This window comes from Bifidobacterium sp. UTCIF-39, from assembly GCF_006408715.1.
Classification (GTDB): domain Bacteria; phylum Actinomycetota; class Actinomycetes; order Actinomycetales; family Bifidobacteriaceae; genus Galliscardovia; species Galliscardovia tissieri.
Genome location: NZ_JEOG01000012.1, coordinates 20,205 through 36,294, shown reverse-complemented (window position 1 = coordinate 36,294; position 16,090 = coordinate 20,205). Strand labels below are relative to the sequence as shown.

Annotated in this window: 14 protein-coding genes; 10 read left to right on the top strand and 4 right to left on the bottom strand. The window is 60.1% G+C overall.

Annotation, left to right across the window (positions count from 1 at the left end):
- Positions 1–37: 37 nt before the first annotated feature.
- Together EP30_RS06545 and EP30_RS06540 are read right to left on the bottom strand one after the other, a co-directional pair.
- Positions 38–763 carry a single-stranded DNA-binding protein gene (locus EP30_RS06545; protein WP_181160828.1) on the bottom strand — a complete coding sequence of 242 codons (726 nt, stop codon included), beginning with the start codon at positions 761–763 and terminating at the stop codon, positions 38–40.
- Positions 764–1,151: 388 nt separating this feature from the next.
- Positions 1,152–3,224, bottom strand: coding sequence for a M13 family metallopeptidase (locus EP30_RS06540; RefSeq protein ID WP_140557149.1), 2,073 nt, complete (start codon positions 3,222–3,224; stop codon positions 1,152–1,154).
- A gap of 186 nt (positions 3,225–3,410) precedes the next feature.
- Here EP30_RS06540 and map point away from each other — a divergent pair, with 186 nt between their 5' ends.
- A complete protein-coding gene (map, locus tag EP30_RS06535) occupies positions 3,411–4,187 on the top strand; it encodes a type I methionyl aminopeptidase (protein WP_140557208.1) in 777 nt (258 codons plus the stop codon).
- Positions 4,188–4,507: 320 nt separating this feature from the next.
- Positions 4,508–5,794, top strand: coding sequence for a citrate synthase (locus EP30_RS06530; protein ID WP_094662464.1), 1,287 nt, complete (start codon positions 4,508–4,510; stop codon positions 5,792–5,794).
- 303 nt (positions 5,795–6,097) lie between these two features.
- On the opposite strand, the gene dapD is transcribed toward EP30_RS06530, so the two are convergent.
- The gene (gene dapD, locus EP30_RS06525; protein WP_140557147.1) at positions 6,098–7,081 is read right to left on the bottom strand and encodes a 2,3,4,5-tetrahydropyridine-2,6-dicarboxylate N-succinyltransferase; all 984 of its coding nucleotides are present in this window, start codon (positions 7,079–7,081) and stop codon (positions 6,098–6,100) included.
- A 194-nt stretch (positions 7,082–7,275) separates the two neighbouring features.
- Between dapD and EP30_RS11130 the strand changes: the two genes are divergently transcribed.
- From EP30_RS11130 to EP30_RS06505, 5 genes are all read left to right on the top strand, one after another.
- Complete coding sequence (locus tag EP30_RS11130; protein ID WP_258185403.1) at positions 7,276–7,407, top strand: hypothetical protein; 132 nt, start codon at positions 7,276–7,278, stop codon at positions 7,405–7,407.
- A 234-nt stretch (positions 7,408–7,641) separates the two neighbouring features.
- The gene (prfB, locus tag EP30_RS06520) at positions 7,642–8,772 is read left to right on the top strand and encodes a peptide chain release factor 2 (RefSeq protein WP_094662468.1); all 1,131 of its coding nucleotides are present in this window, start codon (positions 7,642–7,644) and stop codon (positions 8,770–8,772) included.
- Positions 8,773–8,847: 75 nt separating this feature from the next.
- Positions 8,848–10,233 carry a cell division ATP-binding protein FtsE gene (gene ftsE, locus EP30_RS06515; RefSeq protein WP_140557145.1) on the top strand — a complete coding sequence of 462 codons (1,386 nt, stop codon included), beginning with the start codon at positions 8,848–8,850 and terminating at the stop codon, positions 10,231–10,233.
- Entirely contained in the window at positions 10,230–11,153 is a 924-nt protein-coding gene (gene ftsX / locus EP30_RS06510) for a permease-like cell division protein FtsX (protein WP_094662471.1), read from the top strand. The genes ftsE and ftsX overlap by 4 nt, the downstream gene beginning before the upstream one ends.
- 69 nt (positions 11,154–11,222) lie before the next feature.
- Entirely contained in the window at positions 11,223–12,704 is a 1,482-nt protein-coding gene (locus tag EP30_RS06505; RefSeq protein ID WP_308810406.1) for a CHAP domain-containing protein, read from the top strand.
- A 101-nt stretch (positions 12,705–12,805) separates the two neighbouring features.
- Here the strand turns inward: EP30_RS06505 and EP30_RS06500 are convergent, their stop codons facing one another.
- Complete coding sequence (locus tag EP30_RS06500; RefSeq protein WP_140557143.1) at positions 12,806–13,450, bottom strand: hypothetical protein; 645 nt, start codon at positions 13,448–13,450, stop codon at positions 12,806–12,808.
- Positions 13,451–13,614: 164 nt separating this feature from the next.
- On the opposite strand from EP30_RS06500, the gene EP30_RS06495 reads away from it, so the two are divergent.
- Genes EP30_RS06495 through EP30_RS06485 form a run of 3 tightly spaced genes read left to right on the top strand, consistent with a single transcriptional unit; the run spans position 13,615 to position 16,066 of the window.
- Positions 13,615–14,157 carry a hypothetical protein gene (locus tag EP30_RS06495; protein ID WP_140557141.1) on the top strand — a complete coding sequence of 181 codons (543 nt, stop codon included), beginning with the start codon at positions 13,615–13,617 and terminating at the stop codon, positions 14,155–14,157.
- Positions 14,154–14,855 (top strand): response regulator transcription factor, encoded by a 702-nt coding sequence (locus tag EP30_RS06490; RefSeq protein ID WP_140557139.1) that lies wholly within the window; start codon positions 14,154–14,156, stop codon positions 14,853–14,855. Before EP30_RS06495 ends, EP30_RS06490 begins: the two co-directional genes overlap by 4 nt.
- The gene (locus EP30_RS06485) at positions 14,852–16,066 is read left to right on the top strand and encodes a histidine kinase dimerization/phosphoacceptor domain-containing protein (RefSeq protein ID WP_140557137.1); all 1,215 of its coding nucleotides are present in this window, start codon (positions 14,852–14,854) and stop codon (positions 16,064–16,066) included. Before EP30_RS06490 ends, EP30_RS06485 begins: the two co-directional genes overlap by 4 nt.
- Positions 16,067–16,090: the final 24 nt, after the last annotated feature.

The window sequence follows — 16,090 nt, the reverse complement described above, 5'->3', positions numbered from 1 at the left end:
GTCGGGTACGTCGTCGGATTTCGTTGCCCGGTGCCGGTTACGCCGTTATTGGTTCCGGCCCGGGAACGGCATCGATCTGAAGTCCTGATTGCGGTTGGGGCTGGGTTTGTGGTTGTGGTTGCGTTTGTGGTCGGGGCTGCGACTGTGGTTGCGACTGGGGCGGATAGGACTGTCCTCCGCTTTGGCCTTCGCTCTGATTCGGCCATCCCCCATTGCCTTCGAACCCGTTGAATTCCTCATTGCCGTCGCCCATGGTCTGGTTGTTGTACGGATCGACGCCGATCCTGCCGCCACCGTTGCCAGCATTGGGCGATCCGTTCGGCGCGATGGCACCATCGGGGCCGTTGCCCTCACTGTTACGAGGATTCGGCCATCCGCCATCTCCGGACTGATAGCCGCCGTTGCCGGGATTCCTGACGAACATCGATCGTCCCTTGGTCAGATCGTGACCCGCCGTGGATGCTTCAATGACGAGATTGGTGCGTGTCATGCCGTCGCGCTCCCATTCCTCCGTGGCCAGTGTTCCCGATACGATCACCGCATCCCCTTTGTGCAGTGATTGCATCACGTTCAGTGCCAGCGTTCGGAAGGCCTTGACGGTGATCCACGTCGTGGTGGTCTCCTGCCATGCGTTGGTTCTCCGATTCCAAAACGAACGGGTGGATGCCAGACGAAAGGAGCACGCCGGTGTGCCTCCTTCGGGACCGAATCGGGTCGGATCCGCGCCCACGTTACCGGTGATGATGATCTGTGACTGTGCCATGGCTGATGCCCTTTCTCGTGTCTGCATCGACTTCGATGCCCGTTGGCCCGTCACCGCAGCGGAGCAGGATCCATGGGCGTGAGTAGGCATGTGCCTGATTTGGGAAGGAGGATCGCCCATGATTCCGATCACAACAGCAACGGTGATATCCACTGTGCATCACGCGGTCGCAACAGGGAAAGCCGTACGGGGAATGTGCGCCAATGTGCCCCACCATCACGCGTAATGTGGATAACTTCCGTCACGATCGGCTCGGATGGTCCGGTATGAACGCCGAACGGGACGTAACCGGGAACCATGTGTCGGTTCCGATTACGTCCCGTTCGGCGTTCTAGTTTGTTCGTCTCAGCCCGTTCGTCCCAGGAAGAGGGTGGATTCCTGTCCGCTGCTACCAGATGCGGACGCGCTGATCGGGCGCCAGCCACATCCGGTCGTTCTCGGTCACGCCGAACGCCTTGTAGAACAGATCCACGTTGCGTACGATGCCGTTCGTGCGGAATTCGGCGGGGGAGTGCGGGTCGATCTGCAGATACTGCTCGGCCAGTTCGTCACGGTTCTTGCCACGCCAGATCGACGCGTACGAGAGGAAGAATCGCTGTGCGCCGGTGAATCCGTCGATCACCGGAGCATTGTCCAGCGCCTTGGACACGGCCTCGGCCGAACCGTTGGGCGCACCCAACGAGATCGCGTACGCCTTGATGGCGATGTTCACGCCGCCGAGATCGCCGATGTTCTCGCCGATCGTCAGCGCGCCGTTCACATGCGGTGCCTTCTCCGGATGGCCTTCCGCCTCGTACTTCTCGGCCAGCTGTGCGGGGACGAACGCATTGTACTGCTCGATCAGCGCCTTGGTACGGTTCTCGAAGTTCGTACGGTCCTCGGCGGTCCACCAGTCGTGCAGCTTGCCGTCGCCGTTGTACTTGCTGCCCTGATCGTCGAAGCCGTGACCGATCTCATGACCGATCACCGCGCCGATGCCGCCATAGTTGGCCGCATCCTCGGCGTTCGGATCGAAGAACGGCGGCTGCAGAATGGCGGCGGGGAACACGATCACGTTCATCGTGGGCTCGTAGTAGGCGTTCACCGTCTGCGGGTTCATCAGCCACTCGTCCTTGTCCACGGGCTTGCCCGCCTTCGACAGCTGGTAGCCGGACTCGTAGCGGAACGCGTTGTGCAGATTGTCGACCAGCGACAGCTCATCGGACACGATCAGCGCGCCGTAGTCACGCCAGTGGTTCGTGTATCCGATCTTCGGGGAGAACTTCGACAGCTTCTCCAGAGCCTTGTCCTTGGTCTCCGCACCAAGCCAGTCGCTCGCCTGGATCGAGGCGCGGTAGGCGCTGATCAGATTGGCGACCAGCTCCTCCATACGCTGCTTGGACGAATCGGGGAAGTGGCGGCGCACATACTCGCGGCCCACATCCTCGCCGCAGATGCCGTTGACCAGCGACACCGCACGCTTCCAACGATCACGCTGCTTGGTGGTGCCGGACAGCACCTTGCCGTAGAAGTCGAAACGGGCCTGATCGAACTCGTGGCTCAGATATCCCGCCCATCCGATCAGCAGGTGCACGCGCGCCCACAGCTTCAGATCCTCAAGATCGGTCTCCGCCCAGAAGCGGTTGATGCCCGTCAGGAAGCTCGGCTCATGCACGATCGTGTGGGCGAGCACGGCGTGCATGTCGATCGGCAGCAGTGCGGAGGCCACCGTCTGGTCGTACGACTCCTGCCACGCCTGCGCCCACGCCTCGATGTCGAAATCGGCGAGCGTGGCCTTCAGATCCATGTAATCGGTGGGATTGTAGGTCTTGTCCTCGTCGCGCGTGGCCACCACATCCCAGTGATGGCGGGCGATGCGCTTCTCCACGTCAAGGAACCGCTCGGCGCTGCTGGCCGCCTCGTCGCCGGTGGCCGCATACTTGGCGAGCTGCAGCAGATTCGCCACCATGTCCACGTAGGCGGAGCGCACCTGCTCATAGCGATCCTCGCGGTAGTACGCCTCATCGGGCAGATCCAGACCGGACTGCTCCACATGCGTCACGTTCACATCCGGGTCGCCGGGGTTCGGATACACCATGAACCCGATCAGATCCGGGCCGCCGGCGGGATTGAGCGCGCCGAGCACACGGGTGAGTGCGGCCTTGTCCGTCGCGGAATCCACGGCATTCAGGTCAGGGCGAAGCGGATCAAGACCGGCCTCGTCGATCGCATCCTGATTCAGGAACGAACGGTAGAGCACGGCCGATTTGATCGCCGGACTGTCCTCGTCTTCGAGAATGTCGCGAACGTCCTTCTCGGCGTTCTCGGCGAGCTTATCGAACGCGCCGAAACGGGCACGATCGGCGGGAAGCGAGTAGGTGTCGATCCACGGGCCATTGACATAGCGGAAGAAATCATCGGACGGCTTGATCACGGAGGAGAACGATGCCGGATCGATGCCGGAAATAAGCGAGTCTGTCATGATTCCAGAGTAACGGTCCAGCCATACTTATGGCCGTGGTATTCCGGATGGCGTTGTCGCAGCGTGGCGATATACGGAACGATCAGGGCAACGATCGGCGATTGAGAACGGTTATCAACATATGCCGAGACGTTGCAGTACAGTAACGAAGTACTGTGGATGACAAACGTAGAAAGTGAATCAACAGTGATCGAACTCAAGACACCTCAGGAAATCAACGAAATGCGCCCCGCCGGCAAATTCGTCGCCGGCATCCTCTCCGATCTCAAGAAGTCCACCAAGGTGGGCACCAACCTGCTGGAGATCGACGACTTCGTCAAGCGTCGCATCGAATCGCGCAAGGGAGCCGAATCCTGCTACGTCGACTACGCCCCCGACTTCGGTACCGGTCCGTTCGCCCACTACATCTGCACGTCCGTGAACGACGCCGTGCTGCACGGCGTGCCCTTCGACTACACGCTCAAGGACGGCGACCTGGTGTCGCTGGATCTGGCGATCAACGTGGACGGCTGGGTGGCCGACTCCGCCATCAGCTTCGTGGTCGGCAACGATCCCGATCCCGAGGATCTGCGACTGATCAAGTGCACCGAGGAGGCGCTCGCCGCAGGCATCGACCAGGCCCGTTCCGGCAACCGTCTGGGCGACATCTCCTCCGCCATCGGTGACATCGCCCACTCGTACGGCTACACCGTGAACCTCGAGTTCGGCGGCCACGGCGTGGGACGCATCATGCACGGCGATCCGCACGTGCCGAACGACGGCAAGGCGCACCACGGCTACAAGCTGCGCCCGGGTCTGGTCATCGCCATCGAGCCGTGGTTCCTCAAGACCACCGACGAGATCTACCAGGATCCGAAGGACGGCTGGACGCTGCGTTCCGAGGACGGTTCGCGCGGTGCCCACAGCGAGCACACGATCGCGATCACCGACGGCGATCCGATCATCCTCACCGCGCGCGACTGACGGACTGCCGATATCACGGCGACCGCGCATCGGCGGCGATCCCGTGTGATCATCGATAATCAACGCCGACTGGTCCGCACGGTCATTTCCCCTTGTCATTCATCGTGAAAACGAAGGAAAAACAAGGGAAACCGTGCGGGCTTTTTCAAAAATGGGCATTCCGCGGCATCGGTGCCGCGCATCCTGTAACCTAAGACCACATTACGGCTCGTACACTTCGTGAGTCGGACGATTCGCGTGTTTCGGCGTTCATCTATCGACGTGTATCCAAGCGTCGGCGAACAGTAGCGCGTGGGTCCCATAAGTGTTAGGGAGGGCAAATGTCTACTGCAAAGCTGGAGGTGGAGTCCACTGCGTTCAACCTGCCGGTCGTGAAAGCCACGTGCGGGCCCGACGGCATCGTGGTGTCCAAACTCCGCAACGACGGCTGGGTCACGCTGGACCCGGGCTTCCTCACCACCGCGCAGTGCGAATCCAAGATCACGTTCATCGACGGGCATAATTCCGTGCTGCGCTACCGCGGCTATCCGATCAGCCAGCTGTGCGAGCATTCGAACTTCCTCGAAGTGGCGTGGCTGCTGCAGTTCGGCGAGCTGCCGACCGCGTCCCAGTATGCGACGTATCGTGAGAACATCCTGCGCAAGACCGTGGTGGGCGAGGAGTTCCGCACGTTCCTCGGCTCGTTCCCGCGCACGTCGCATCCGATGAGCGTGCTCGCCTCGGCGGTGAACGCGCTCGCCGCCTATCATCCGGACACCGTGGATATCAACGATCCCGAGCAGCTCAACGAGGCGGCGGCCAACATCATGGCGAAGGTGCGCACCATCGTTTCGCATATCCATCGTCGTCGTCGCGACGAGCCGATGCTGTACCCCGACTATCTGCGCGGCTATGTGGATGACTTCCTGCGCATGAGCTTCGCCGTGCCGTACACCAAGTTCGAATCCGATCCGTTGATGGTGGATGCGCTCGACAAGCTGCTCATCATCCACGCTGACCACGAGCAGAACTGCTCCACGTCGGTGGTGCGCATCGCCGGCAGTGCGCACGCGAATCTGTATTCCGCGGTGGCTGCGGGCATCAACGCATTGTCCGGCCCGCTGCACGGCGGTGCGAACGAGGCCGTGCTGCGTCAGCTTGAGCAGATCCGCGACTCCGGCAAGAGCGTCAAGGAGTTCGTCGAGGAGGCGAAGAAGGACGGTCGCCGTATCTCCGGCTTGGGTCATCGCGTGTACAAGTCGTACGATCCGCGTGCGGCCATTGCCAAGAAGTATCTGAAGAAGATCATGGAACAGCGTGCCGATGCGTTCTCTGGCGAGCGGGCGTTGCTCGACGTGGCGCTTGAACTCGAGGATATCGCCCTGCACGACGACTATTTCGTGTCTCGTCACCTGTATCCGAACGTCGATTTCTATACCGGTCTGATCTATCGTGCGATCGGCTTCGATCCGCAGATGTTCACCACGCTGTTCGCGCTGGGCCGCATTCCGGGTTGGATCGCGCAGTATCGTGAGATGCTTGCCGATCCGGCCACGAAGATCGGCCGCCCCCGTCAGGTGTACACGGGCGAGCCCGAACGCGCCTACGTGCCGATCGACCAGCGCTAGTTCGCCGCCGACGCGTGCGCCGCGTCCCAAGTCATACCACAATGGGCCTGCAGTGAGGAATCTCCTTCACCGCAGGCCCATCGCATTGAACATGTTGAATTGTTGGGGGATGTGTGTGTCGTCAAGGCGCCGGAGGCGAAGGCGTATTGGCATACGTTGAGTCTTCGGTAACGCAGACGACACTCCATCCCTGTTTGGTTGAATATTTGGGGAACGTGTGCGGTGTCAAGGCGCCGGAGGCGAAGGCGTATTGGCATACGTCGAGTCTTCGGTAACGCAGACAACGCTCCGTTCCCCAAATATTCAGTTGTTGTGGAGGGCGGAGTTGAGCTCTATCCCATGCTTCCGGCTGCGCGCTTCAATGGCACCGCTGACGGAGTTGCGGATGAACATGATGTTGTCCTTGCCGGAGAGTTCGGCACCCTTGACGACGTCGAGGGGCTGGCCGGCGGCGAGCTTGGCTTTGTCGTAGATGGTGACCTTGGTGCCGGCGGTGACGTAGAGGCCGGCTTCGACGACGCAGTTGTCGCCGAGGGAGATGCCGATGCCGGCGTTGGCGCCGAGGAGGGAGTGTTCGCCGATGGAGTTGCGGAGCTTGCCGCCGCCGGAGAGGGTGCCCATGATGGAGGCACCGCCGCCGATGTCGGAGCCGTTGCCGACGACGACGCCCTGAGAGACGCGGCCTTCGACCATGGAGGTGCCGAGGGTGCCGGCGTTGAAGTTGACGAAGCCGGCGTGCATGACGGTGGTGCCTTCGGCGAGGTGGGCGCCGAGGCGGACGCGGTCAGCGTCGCCGATGCGGACGCCGGAGGGGACGACGTAGTCGATCATGCGGGGGAACTTGTCGACGGAGAGCACGTTGACGTCGGCGGTGGGGAGCGGGAAGCCGGCGGCGGCCTTGAGGACGTCGAGCTTGCGGAGGGCGAAGTCTTCGACGGCGAACGGGCCGTAGTTGGTCCAGACGACGTTGTTGAGCTTGCCGAAGATGCCGTCGAGGTTGAGGGTGTTCGGCTTGGCGAGGCGCATGCTCATGAGGTGAAGACGAAGGTAGGCGTCGGCGGCGTCGGCGATGGGCTCGTCGAGGGAGGAGATGGTGAACACGGGCACGCGGCGCACGCCACGGGCGTCGGCCTGATCGTGGGCGAGTACGCCGAAATCGTGGTTGGGGCGATCGGTTTCGGCGGGCGCTTCGCCGAGTTCGAGCTGTGGATACCACACGTCAAGGGTGTTGCCGGCGGCGTCGATGCTGGCGAGTCCCCATCCCCATGCCTTGCGTGATTCGGTCATTGATACTCCTTTGGGATCGGATTCGAATCGAATTGATCAGCCATATGCGAATATGGTTCGTGCACCGAAGATGCACGGATCGCGCATACGGATTCCGCTTTTAACAATAAATCCTCCCGTCTACCCGGCTGGCGAACGTCTCACGGGCGTAATCACAGTGTTTTTGTGAGGGGGAGCCGTTACAATGACGCTTTGTGAACGAATACCGGAAAGAACGCGAGCAGCAGGCGCGTCGTCGTCGTACCGTCGCACGGGCGGTGAGCGTCGTCGTGGCCGTGGGCATGCTCGGCAGTCTGGTTATTCCGGCGTTGTATGCCGGCCTTTGACGTGCCGCTCTCATAGGTGTCGATGATTCCATCGGCAGCGTGCCACATGGAATGATTCCATACGCAACGTGCGGAATGCCATGACTCGCTGAACCGTCCCCGTCCGATGCAACATCGACGATTTCCTATCCTCGCAGTCCGCGACATGCCAGTCGTCGCGGTTTGTGCAAGGCCTGTTAAATCAGGAAGACCGACCGGCAACGAACAACCAGCACGATTGTAAGGTGAACAACGATGGCAGAATTTGATTTTTCCCAAGGCATCAGCGAATTGCGTGCCAAGTACGACATGATCGCCACCGCGATCGATCTTGATTCCCTGCGCTCGCAGATCAAGGATCTCGAGAAGGATGCCAGCGCTCCTGGCCTGTGGGACGATCCGGACAATGCGCAGAAGGTGACGAGCCGTCTGTCGGCCGCCGAATCCCAGCTCAAGCGCATTGAGGGCGCCGGCTCCCGCATCGACGATGTGGAGACGCTGGTGGAGCTCGGCAAGGAAGAGGACGACAAGGACACGCTTGACGAGGCGCAGTCCGAGATCGAAACGCTGGGTAAGGATCTGGCCGATCTGGAGATCCAGACCCTGCTCGACGGCGAGTACGATGAGCGTTCCGCCGTGGTGACGATCCGTTCCGGTGCGGGCGGTGTGGATGCGGCCGACTGGGCGCAGATCCTGCTGCGCATGTATCTGCGTTGGGCCGAGCGTCACGGATACAAGGCCAAGGTGATGGATACGTCCTACGCCGAGGAGGCCGGCATCAAGTCCGCCACGTTCCAGGTGGATGCGCCGTACGCCTATGGTCGTCTGAGCGTGGAGGGCGGCACGCATCGTCTGGTGCGCATCAGCCCGTTCGATAACCAGGGTCGTCGTCAGACCAGTTTCGCCGCGGTCGAGGTGGTTCCGCTGGTCGAGGCGACCGATCACATCGACGTTCCGGACACTGATATCCGTGTGGATACGTACTGCTCCTCCGGTCCTGGCGGCCAGGGCGTGAACACCACGTACTCCGCCGTGCGCATCACCCACCTTCCCACCGGCATTGTGGTGACCATGCAGGATGAGCGTAGTCAGATCCAGAACCGTGCGTCCGCCATGGCCGTGCTGCAGTCCCGACTGCTGGTGCTCAAGCATGAGGAGGAGGCCAAGAAGAAGAAGGAGCTCGCCGGCGACATCAAGGCCAGCTGGGGTGATCAGATGCGTTCCTACGTGCTGCACCCGTACCAGATGGTCAAGGATCTGCGTACCGGATACGAGACCTCGCAGACGCAGGCCGTGTTCGATGGCGAGATCGACGAGTTCATTGACGCCGGCATTCGTTGGCGTCATCAGCAGCGTCGTGAGGCGCAGGCCGAAGCCGCTGAGTAGATGATGGTCCGGCCGTCGGTTTCGGCGGCCGGGTTGTGTATGGTTGTGCATTCAATAATTGGGTAGGGGATATCAATGGCACTGATTTCGCTCAAGGACGTCACCAAGATATATCCGCGTGGATCGCGACCGGCGCTTGATGACATCACGCTTGACATCGAACGCGGCGAGTTCGTGTTCCTGGTAGGCGCGTCCGGTTCCGGCAAGACCACGCTGCTGAGTCTGCTGCTGCACGAGGAGCTGGCCACCGAGGGTGACATCCGTGTGGCGGGCAATGATCTGCGTCGTATGCGTAATCGTCAGGTGCCGCAGTATCGCCGATCCATCGGCTTCGTGTTCCAGGACTACAAGCTGCTGGCCAATAAGACCGTGTATCAGAACGTGGCGTTTGCGCTCGAGGTGATCGGCACCCGTCGTTCCACGATCAAATCGCTGGTACCGCAGGTGTTGCAGACCGTGGGTCTGACCGGCAAGGAGGATCGTCTGCCGCATGAGCTGTCCGGCGGCGAGGCGCAGCGTGTGGCGATCGCCCGCGCCTACGTGAATCACCCGCAGATCCTGCTGGCCGATGAGCCCACTGGCAATCTTGACCCCACCACGTCGGTGGGCATCATGGAGGTGCTTGAGGCGATCAACCGCACTGGCACCACCATCGTGATGGCCACGCACAATGAGGAGATCGTCAACTCCATGCGCAAGCGCGTGGTGGAGCTGCACAACGGCAAGATCGTGCGTGACGAGGCGCAGGGATCGTATGATTCCGCCACGTACTTCCCCGATGCGGAGGTGGAGGCGCGGGCGCAGAAGGCGCTCGGCGTGGACGGGCGTACTCAGTTGCGTTCCCGCGCGGCCTCCGACACGGGCGACGACAAGAACGTGAAGGCCGTGTCCGACTCCGTCACTGACGACTCCCTTGACGAGAAGACCCGTTCCGTGACCGAGGGCGTGCTGGCCGCTGCCGAGGCCGTGAACAACGTGACCGCCGGCGACGAAGGCATCGCCCGACTGGCCAGTTCGGTGCATTCCGGACGAACCGGACGCTATGGCGAGGCGTTCGCCCCCGTGGAGACCACGCTCACCTGGGGCAAGGGCATCGTCATCGATGACAGCACCGTGATCAACGATACGGAGGCCGGCACGACGGCCGGCGATGCACATGGCGCTGCGATCGTCGACGACACCGACGACCGCGCGGAACGCATGCCGGCGGCAAAGCCGGCCGTGTCTCAGCCTTCCGCACCCCAAACGGATGATGATCCCGACGCCAAGTTCAAGCCCAAGCGCGTTCCGGTGCCGCCTGCTCCGGCACCCGAAGCGCCCAAGGCATCTGGGAAGAAGTCCGATCGGTCCATACCGCAACCGCCCACGCCTCCCGCCCCTCCGGCTCCGCCGCGCGGACGCCGCGGCAGCGGCAATCACAACGCAAACGATCAGCACGACCAGCAGGAGAGCACACGATGAGATTCCGATTCGTCCTTTCGGAAACCTGGACCAGCATCAAGCGCAACGGATCCATGATCCTGTCCGTCATGCTCGTCACCTTCATTTCGTTCCTGTTCATCGGCGCATCCGTGCTCATGCAGGCGCAGATCACCAAGGCCAAGGGAACCTGGTACGACAAGGTGGAGGTCGTGGTCTGGCTCTGCCCCGATGGCACCAGCCAGTCCGCCAACTGCGCGTCCGGCAAGGCGCCCACCACCGAAGAGATCATGAACATCCAGGACACGATCAAGGAGGAGTTGCACAACGAGGTCTCCAAGATCACGTACGTGAGCAAGCAGCAGTTCTTCGACGACACGTTCACCAAGCAGTATCCGGGCGGCGTCTATCAGGGCCGCACGCTCACCGCGGACGACATGCAGGACTCGCTACGACTCAAGCTCACCAACGCCGAGAAATACCAGCAGGTGTCCGAGGTGCTTTCCGGCAAGACCGGCGTTGAGGAGGTACAGGACCAGCGGCAGATCTTCGAACCCGTGTTCGCCGTGCTCAACCGTGGTACCGCGGTCACCGTGGTGCTCGCCGCGGTGATGGTGCTCGTGGCCATCATGCTCACCGGAACCACGATCCGCATGTCCGCGGCGTCGCGCAAGAACGAGACGGAGATCATGCGACTGGTGGGCGCGTCCAACTGGATCATCCAGCTGCCGTTCATTCTCGAAGGCGTGATCGCGTCGCTGATCGGATCGATCCTGTCGTGTGCGGCGCTCGCCGGCATCGTCAAGGTGTTCGTCGAGGGATCGCTCGCCCAGACCATCACATGGATGCCGTTCGTGAACATCGCCACGGTGCTGCTGATCTCGCCGGGACTGATCGTTGGGGCCATACTGTTGTCCGCGATCGCCTCGCTGATTTCGCTGAGAAAGTATCTCAAGGCCTGAGAGCGGCCTGAAACGGGCGTTTTCAGTTTCATGGGTTATGATTGGGCGCCGAATGCGTAAGGAGACGTTATGACCGTAATGCGTACAAGCACCAAAGCCATCGCGATCGTCGCAGGTCTGGGGATGGCTGCATCGATGGCGCTGGCGTCGCTTGGCGTTCCGGCCCAGGAGGCCAACGCCGTTCCGTCGTACAGTCAGCTGTCGGAAAGCAAGGCCAAGCAGAAGAGCCTCGAATCGCAGCTGAGCGGTGTGAGCAATGATCTGGCTCAGAAGATCATCGAACTCGACGATCTGACCAACAACCAGATTCCCGCCGCCATCGAAGCCGCCGATAATGCGGCGAACGCGGCCGAGGCCGCACAGGGTGAGGCCGATGCCGCGGCGTCCAGGCTTGAGGCCGCGCAGAAGGACAAGGCCGATCTGGAGGAGAAGATCCAGCAGACCGGTGAGGATTACGACGACGCCCATGCCGCCGTCGCCCAGCTGGCCCGTGACAGTTTCCATGGTTCCGCCGCATCCGACACCATGAGCGTGGTGACGGGCGCGAAGAGCACCGATGACTTCATCAAGACCATGCAGTCCGACGCGGCCGTGACCCGTTCCGAGTCCAATGCCGCGAACGAGGCCGCCACCACCAAGAACACGCAGATGAACCGCAAGGATCGTCTGGACGCCATCGAGAAGCAGATCACCACGTTGAAGACCGCGGCTGAGACCAAGGCCGCCGCGGCCAAGCAGGCCGCCGCGGATGCGCAGGCCAAGACCGCGTCGCTCAACGATCTGCGCAACAAGGGCGACCAGCAGCGTGCCGAACTGGAGTCCCGTCAGAGCGAGCTGAAGACCGCCGCGGCGCAGCAGGCCGCGCAGACCGTGATGATCCAGTCGCAGATTGACTCCTACAACCAGCAGATCGCCGCGCAGCAGGCCGCAGCCAAGCAGAACGCGCAGCAGCAGATCAACGGCAACAGTGGCGGTCAGGGCACGACCCGTCCGTCGAGCGGTTCGTCGAACAACGGTTCGTCTTCTGGCGGAAGCAGCTCCTCCGGCGGTAGCTCCTCTGGTGGTTCGTCTTCCGGCGGTAGTTCCTCCGGTGGCTCGTCGTCCGGCGGCTCCTCCTCCGGTGGCGCCTCGGGCATGAACTACTCCGTCCCCGGCAACTGCGCTGCGGGATCTTCCTTCTGCTACGGCCATAACACCGGTAATGTCGGCAATGTCTACGAGTACAGCCAGTGCACCTGGTGGGCGTACGTCCGTCGCAGCAAGCTGCAGCTGCCGGTCGGCTCCTACATGGGCAACGGTCAGGATTGGGGCAACTCGGGCCGCCGACTCGGCTATCTGGTGAACACCACGCCGCACGTGGGTGCCGCCATCTCCTTCCGCGCCGGCCAGAACGGTTCCAGCGCCGTCTACGGTCACGTGGCCATCGTGGAGCAGGTGCTGTCCGACGGGTCGATCGTCACGTCGAACTGCGGCAAGTCGATGAACGGCAAGATCTACTACCAGACCATCCCTAACGCCGCCAGCGGTGCCTACACCTACGTCCACTACTGATCGTAACCGATTGGCGTATACGAAAAGCTCGCATGGCCCATTCCGAGGGGCATGCGAGCTTTATCGTCTATGAGTATTTCGAGCACTTTACGTGAGTCGACTCATCGGTACACAACATCATTGATTGCGGTACTGATGGCATTGATGGAATTGGCAATATGGGCGGCGTCGCTGTCATCGGCGGAATCGAGCGCCGTGCGCAGAGCCTCGAGATACTCCGCAGGGGCGGAATCTCGATATTGGTCGTAGACCTGTTCACCATGCGATTTGGCCGCCGTAAGCGCGTCCTTGGCGTTGTCGTAGCTTTTGGCGGATTGACTGGAGAGCAATCGTTCATATGCGGTACGAAAATCCTCCGCCTGCTGTCGGGCTTGCTTGGCTGTGCTGTTCATACGTTGTGTGGTGCTGTTCAGTGATGCAGTGGTTGCGGTACTTGCACATGAAAGATCATTCGACGGTTGCTTGAATAGTTTGATAAGCGACTGAAGATCAGTGACGGTGGCGGGATCCTGTACCTGAGACGTGCTGAGATCTTCCAGTTCCGGATGATCCTTGACGAGATTGTCCCGTCCGAGAATTTCCGATTTCATGGTCTGTTCTGCTTCCTGACAGTTGGCCAGCGCGTCTCGGTGCGCATCCTGAGCGCCTCGGAACACCGCGAATGCTCCCACTGCAAGCAGGATGAACGCGACCGCTAAGCATAGGGAAAATCGGGTGATGCGATGAACGTCGTGTGTTGTGCTCATAGTGATCCCATCGTCATGAATGATGCGGTACGGTCAAGCACAGCATATCTCAGCATCGGGGAAGGCTCTCGGTTTATCAAGAAATATGCAGAAGCATTGCACGATCATACGGCCGGTCCCTATTGTATGGATTGTCAAAAGAAAACACGGAGAGGTGCTCTCTTATGAGGAAGATCGTTTTGTCTATACTGACGGCAGTATGTTGTTGCGTTGGATTCTTGGGAGTCGGCGCGAGCGCCGTAACGGCCGATACGACTGGTGACATCTATATTGATGGCATTCGTGTGTCGGTTTTCAGTGTGCCGATAGCGACTCACGATGATCTGAACGCGTTTTTGGCTTCGGATACGCCGAAGGATGTGGAAGTCGCTGCCGACGGCACTGTTCTGTCAGTGACCGAAACCACAAAGGAGGCGTTGCTTAACAAGTACGTACCGAATTGGCGTACGCGCATTGACATTTCCGTAGGTGCCTGCAGCTCGGAAGACATGTGTATTTCTTCGATCTACGGAGGAACTTATGCTGCAAGAAATGTTGGTACGCGTTATGTAAATTATCCAAATACGAGCGGGATTTTTTCTGGCAAGTGGACTTGCGAAGCTTGGTCGGGCAACGTTTCGTTTGCTGGAAGACTAGGTCCTTGGTCGGGTCAATTCCTTCCGCCGGGGCAGAAGGTGGCAATTAGTAAAATTGCTATTTATGGGTGAAATGTGGATTGTCGATATACGTGAGTTCCGTGGCTGTGCCATCTGAGTTCCTTCGAGTGGGGATCGTTGATAATGATCTCTGCGCATTGTACGCGGTGGGACTCGTGTTACGTCACGTGTGCAACGTCTCCCATTATCGTTGCGACATATGGGAGGAGACTGATCCGTCAAAGGCCGTGCGTCGCTGTTGCGAGGCACGGCCTCAAACGGATGTCGTGCTGGTCGATATGTCATTAGGTGGGATAAGCGGCGTACAGGTCTGCCGAATGATCAGAAGAAAAACGCCGACAGTTGGTGTTATCGGAATCACGGCATACGACTGCGCTACGTATCGTGACGCGTTGATCGATGCCGGTGCACAGGCCTTGCTGGACAAAAGTCGGATCGGTGAATGTCTGAAACCGGCGATCATGACGGTCTCCCGTGGCCTTCCATACCCTGAGAACGGCGGATTCATGAGTGTGGCGGATTCAGTGGATCACGTGCTGCATGGTCCGGAATCCGTGCCATCGCTGACTGCACAGGAACTACTGGTCATCCAACTTGACTCGCAACACCTATCCATTGGCGAAATTGCGGAACGATTGCATATATCACCGGTGACGGTGTCATCGCATCGGCGAAACATTCGACGTAAGTTCAATGTGCATACATGGTCGGCAGTGGTCGATCAATGTCGAGAAATGCATGTGATATGACCGGCACGATATTACGCCCGTGGACTATGCTGCTGACGGTCGCAGGCTTCGTTCTGGTGTGGTTCGATGATTTGTACCGGTGTGCGTACACCGGTGATATGCGATATGTGGCATATGCCGTCATTCACGTTGCAGTGGTTCTGGCATATGAGGTGTTTCCTCTTCGCGCCGGACTGATAGTGCCGATCATATGGCTGATTGGAGTGGTGTCTCCACTCTACTGTCCGGAATCATGGCTGGCTCTTGTCGCGGTCGTGGTGGGTGAATGCGCGTTTATCCGACCTGCGATTGGTATTGCGTCCGTGGTCGTTATTGCTGTCGCACAGATGCTGGATTGGTGGATGCACGACGGTGGCATGTTTCATGACGTCGGAGGATTTCTAGCCGTCGTACTGGCGATTGCTGCTGCAGCGATGATCGGCGTGGCGCTTCGCGAGCGCGAGCGTCGGATCCGTCTGTTGTCGGCGATGGAATATCGCAGAATGACTGATGCTGCGGTTCGTCAGATGCATGACTATGTGGCCAATGATCTCAGCGCGATTTTGGCCGTCGTCGACGTTGCACGGCATGGGGAAAGACGACCGGCGCTGGATGACATTGCGTCAATGGGCGAGGATGCGTTGATTCGAGTGAGGGAGATCATCGCTCTGTTGCGGAATGATGTCGGGAGTTCTGCACCCGCTCGTATGTATGCGTCGGAGTTCTTGGTTCCGTTCTGGAGGATTCTCCCTGACGGGCGTGTGTATGATACAACCGCCGTGCGGCTCGACGATGTGCGCGATCTTGTTGATGCGCAGCAGACGTTGTTGCAATCGTTGGGTTTTGAAGGGATCGTATTCGTTGCCGATGAGAGTGATGCTGAAATTGACGGCGATTTGACACTGGTTCGTGATCTGTTGCGGGAGATATTCGGCAACATTCTTAAATATGCCGACCGCGAGTCGGGCTATACGATGTCGGTCATGGTGGAGAGGCAGAGTATCCGCGTACGTGTGTCGGATACTCCGATATGCGTACGGCGTGGCGATACCGCTGTCGTAAAGAACAAGAATCGCAGTGGCCGCGATCCTGATGCCGGTAACGCGGTCGGCGGTGGTCTTGCCGACTATGAGCGTCGCGTCAACGCTGTCGGTGGCTACTGGCGTTGCTCATTATCGGCGGAGGAGTGGTCGCTTGACGCGCTGGTTCCGTTGTCTCGTGACATCGAATGACAATTGACGATAAGGGTGTGAACC

Excerpts from the sequence above, each read along its gene's own strand:
- EP30_RS06545 (WP_181160828.1), bottom strand. The coding sequence starts at position 763 with ATGGCACAGTCACAGATCATCATCACCGGTAACGTGGGCGCGGATCCG.
- EP30_RS06540 (WP_140557149.1), bottom strand. The coding sequence starts at position 3,224 with ATGACAGACTCGCTTATTTCCGGCATCGATCCGGCATCGTTCTCCTCC.
- EP30_RS06530 (WP_094662464.1), top strand. The coding sequence starts at position 4,508 with ATGTCTACTGCAAAGCTGGAGGTGGAGTCCACTGCGTTCAACCTGCCG.
- dapD (WP_140557147.1), bottom strand. The coding sequence starts at position 7,081 with ATGACCGAATCACGCAAGGCATGGGGATGGGGACTCGCCAGCATCGAC.
- prfB (WP_094662468.1), top strand. The coding sequence starts at position 7,642 with ATGGCAGAATTTGATTTTTCCCAAGGCATCAGCGAATTGCGTGCCAAG.
- ftsE (WP_140557145.1), top strand. The coding sequence starts at position 8,848 with ATGGCACTGATTTCGCTCAAGGACGTCACCAAGATATATCCGCGTGGA.
- ftsX (WP_094662471.1), top strand. The coding sequence starts at position 10,230 with ATGAGATTCCGATTCGTCCTTTCGGAAACCTGGACCAGCATCAAGCGC.
- EP30_RS06505 (WP_308810406.1), top strand. The coding sequence starts at position 11,223 with ATGACCGTAATGCGTACAAGCACCAAAGCCATCGCGATCGTCGCAGGT.
- EP30_RS06500 (WP_140557143.1), bottom strand. The coding sequence starts at position 13,450 with ATGAGCACAACACACGACGTTCATCGCATCACCCGATTTTCCCTATGC.
- EP30_RS06495 (WP_140557141.1), top strand. The coding sequence starts at position 13,615 with ATGAGGAAGATCGTTTTGTCTATACTGACGGCAGTATGTTGTTGCGTT.
- EP30_RS06485 (WP_140557137.1), top strand. The coding sequence starts at position 14,852 with ATGACCGGCACGATATTACGCCCGTGGACTATGCTGCTGACGGTCGCA.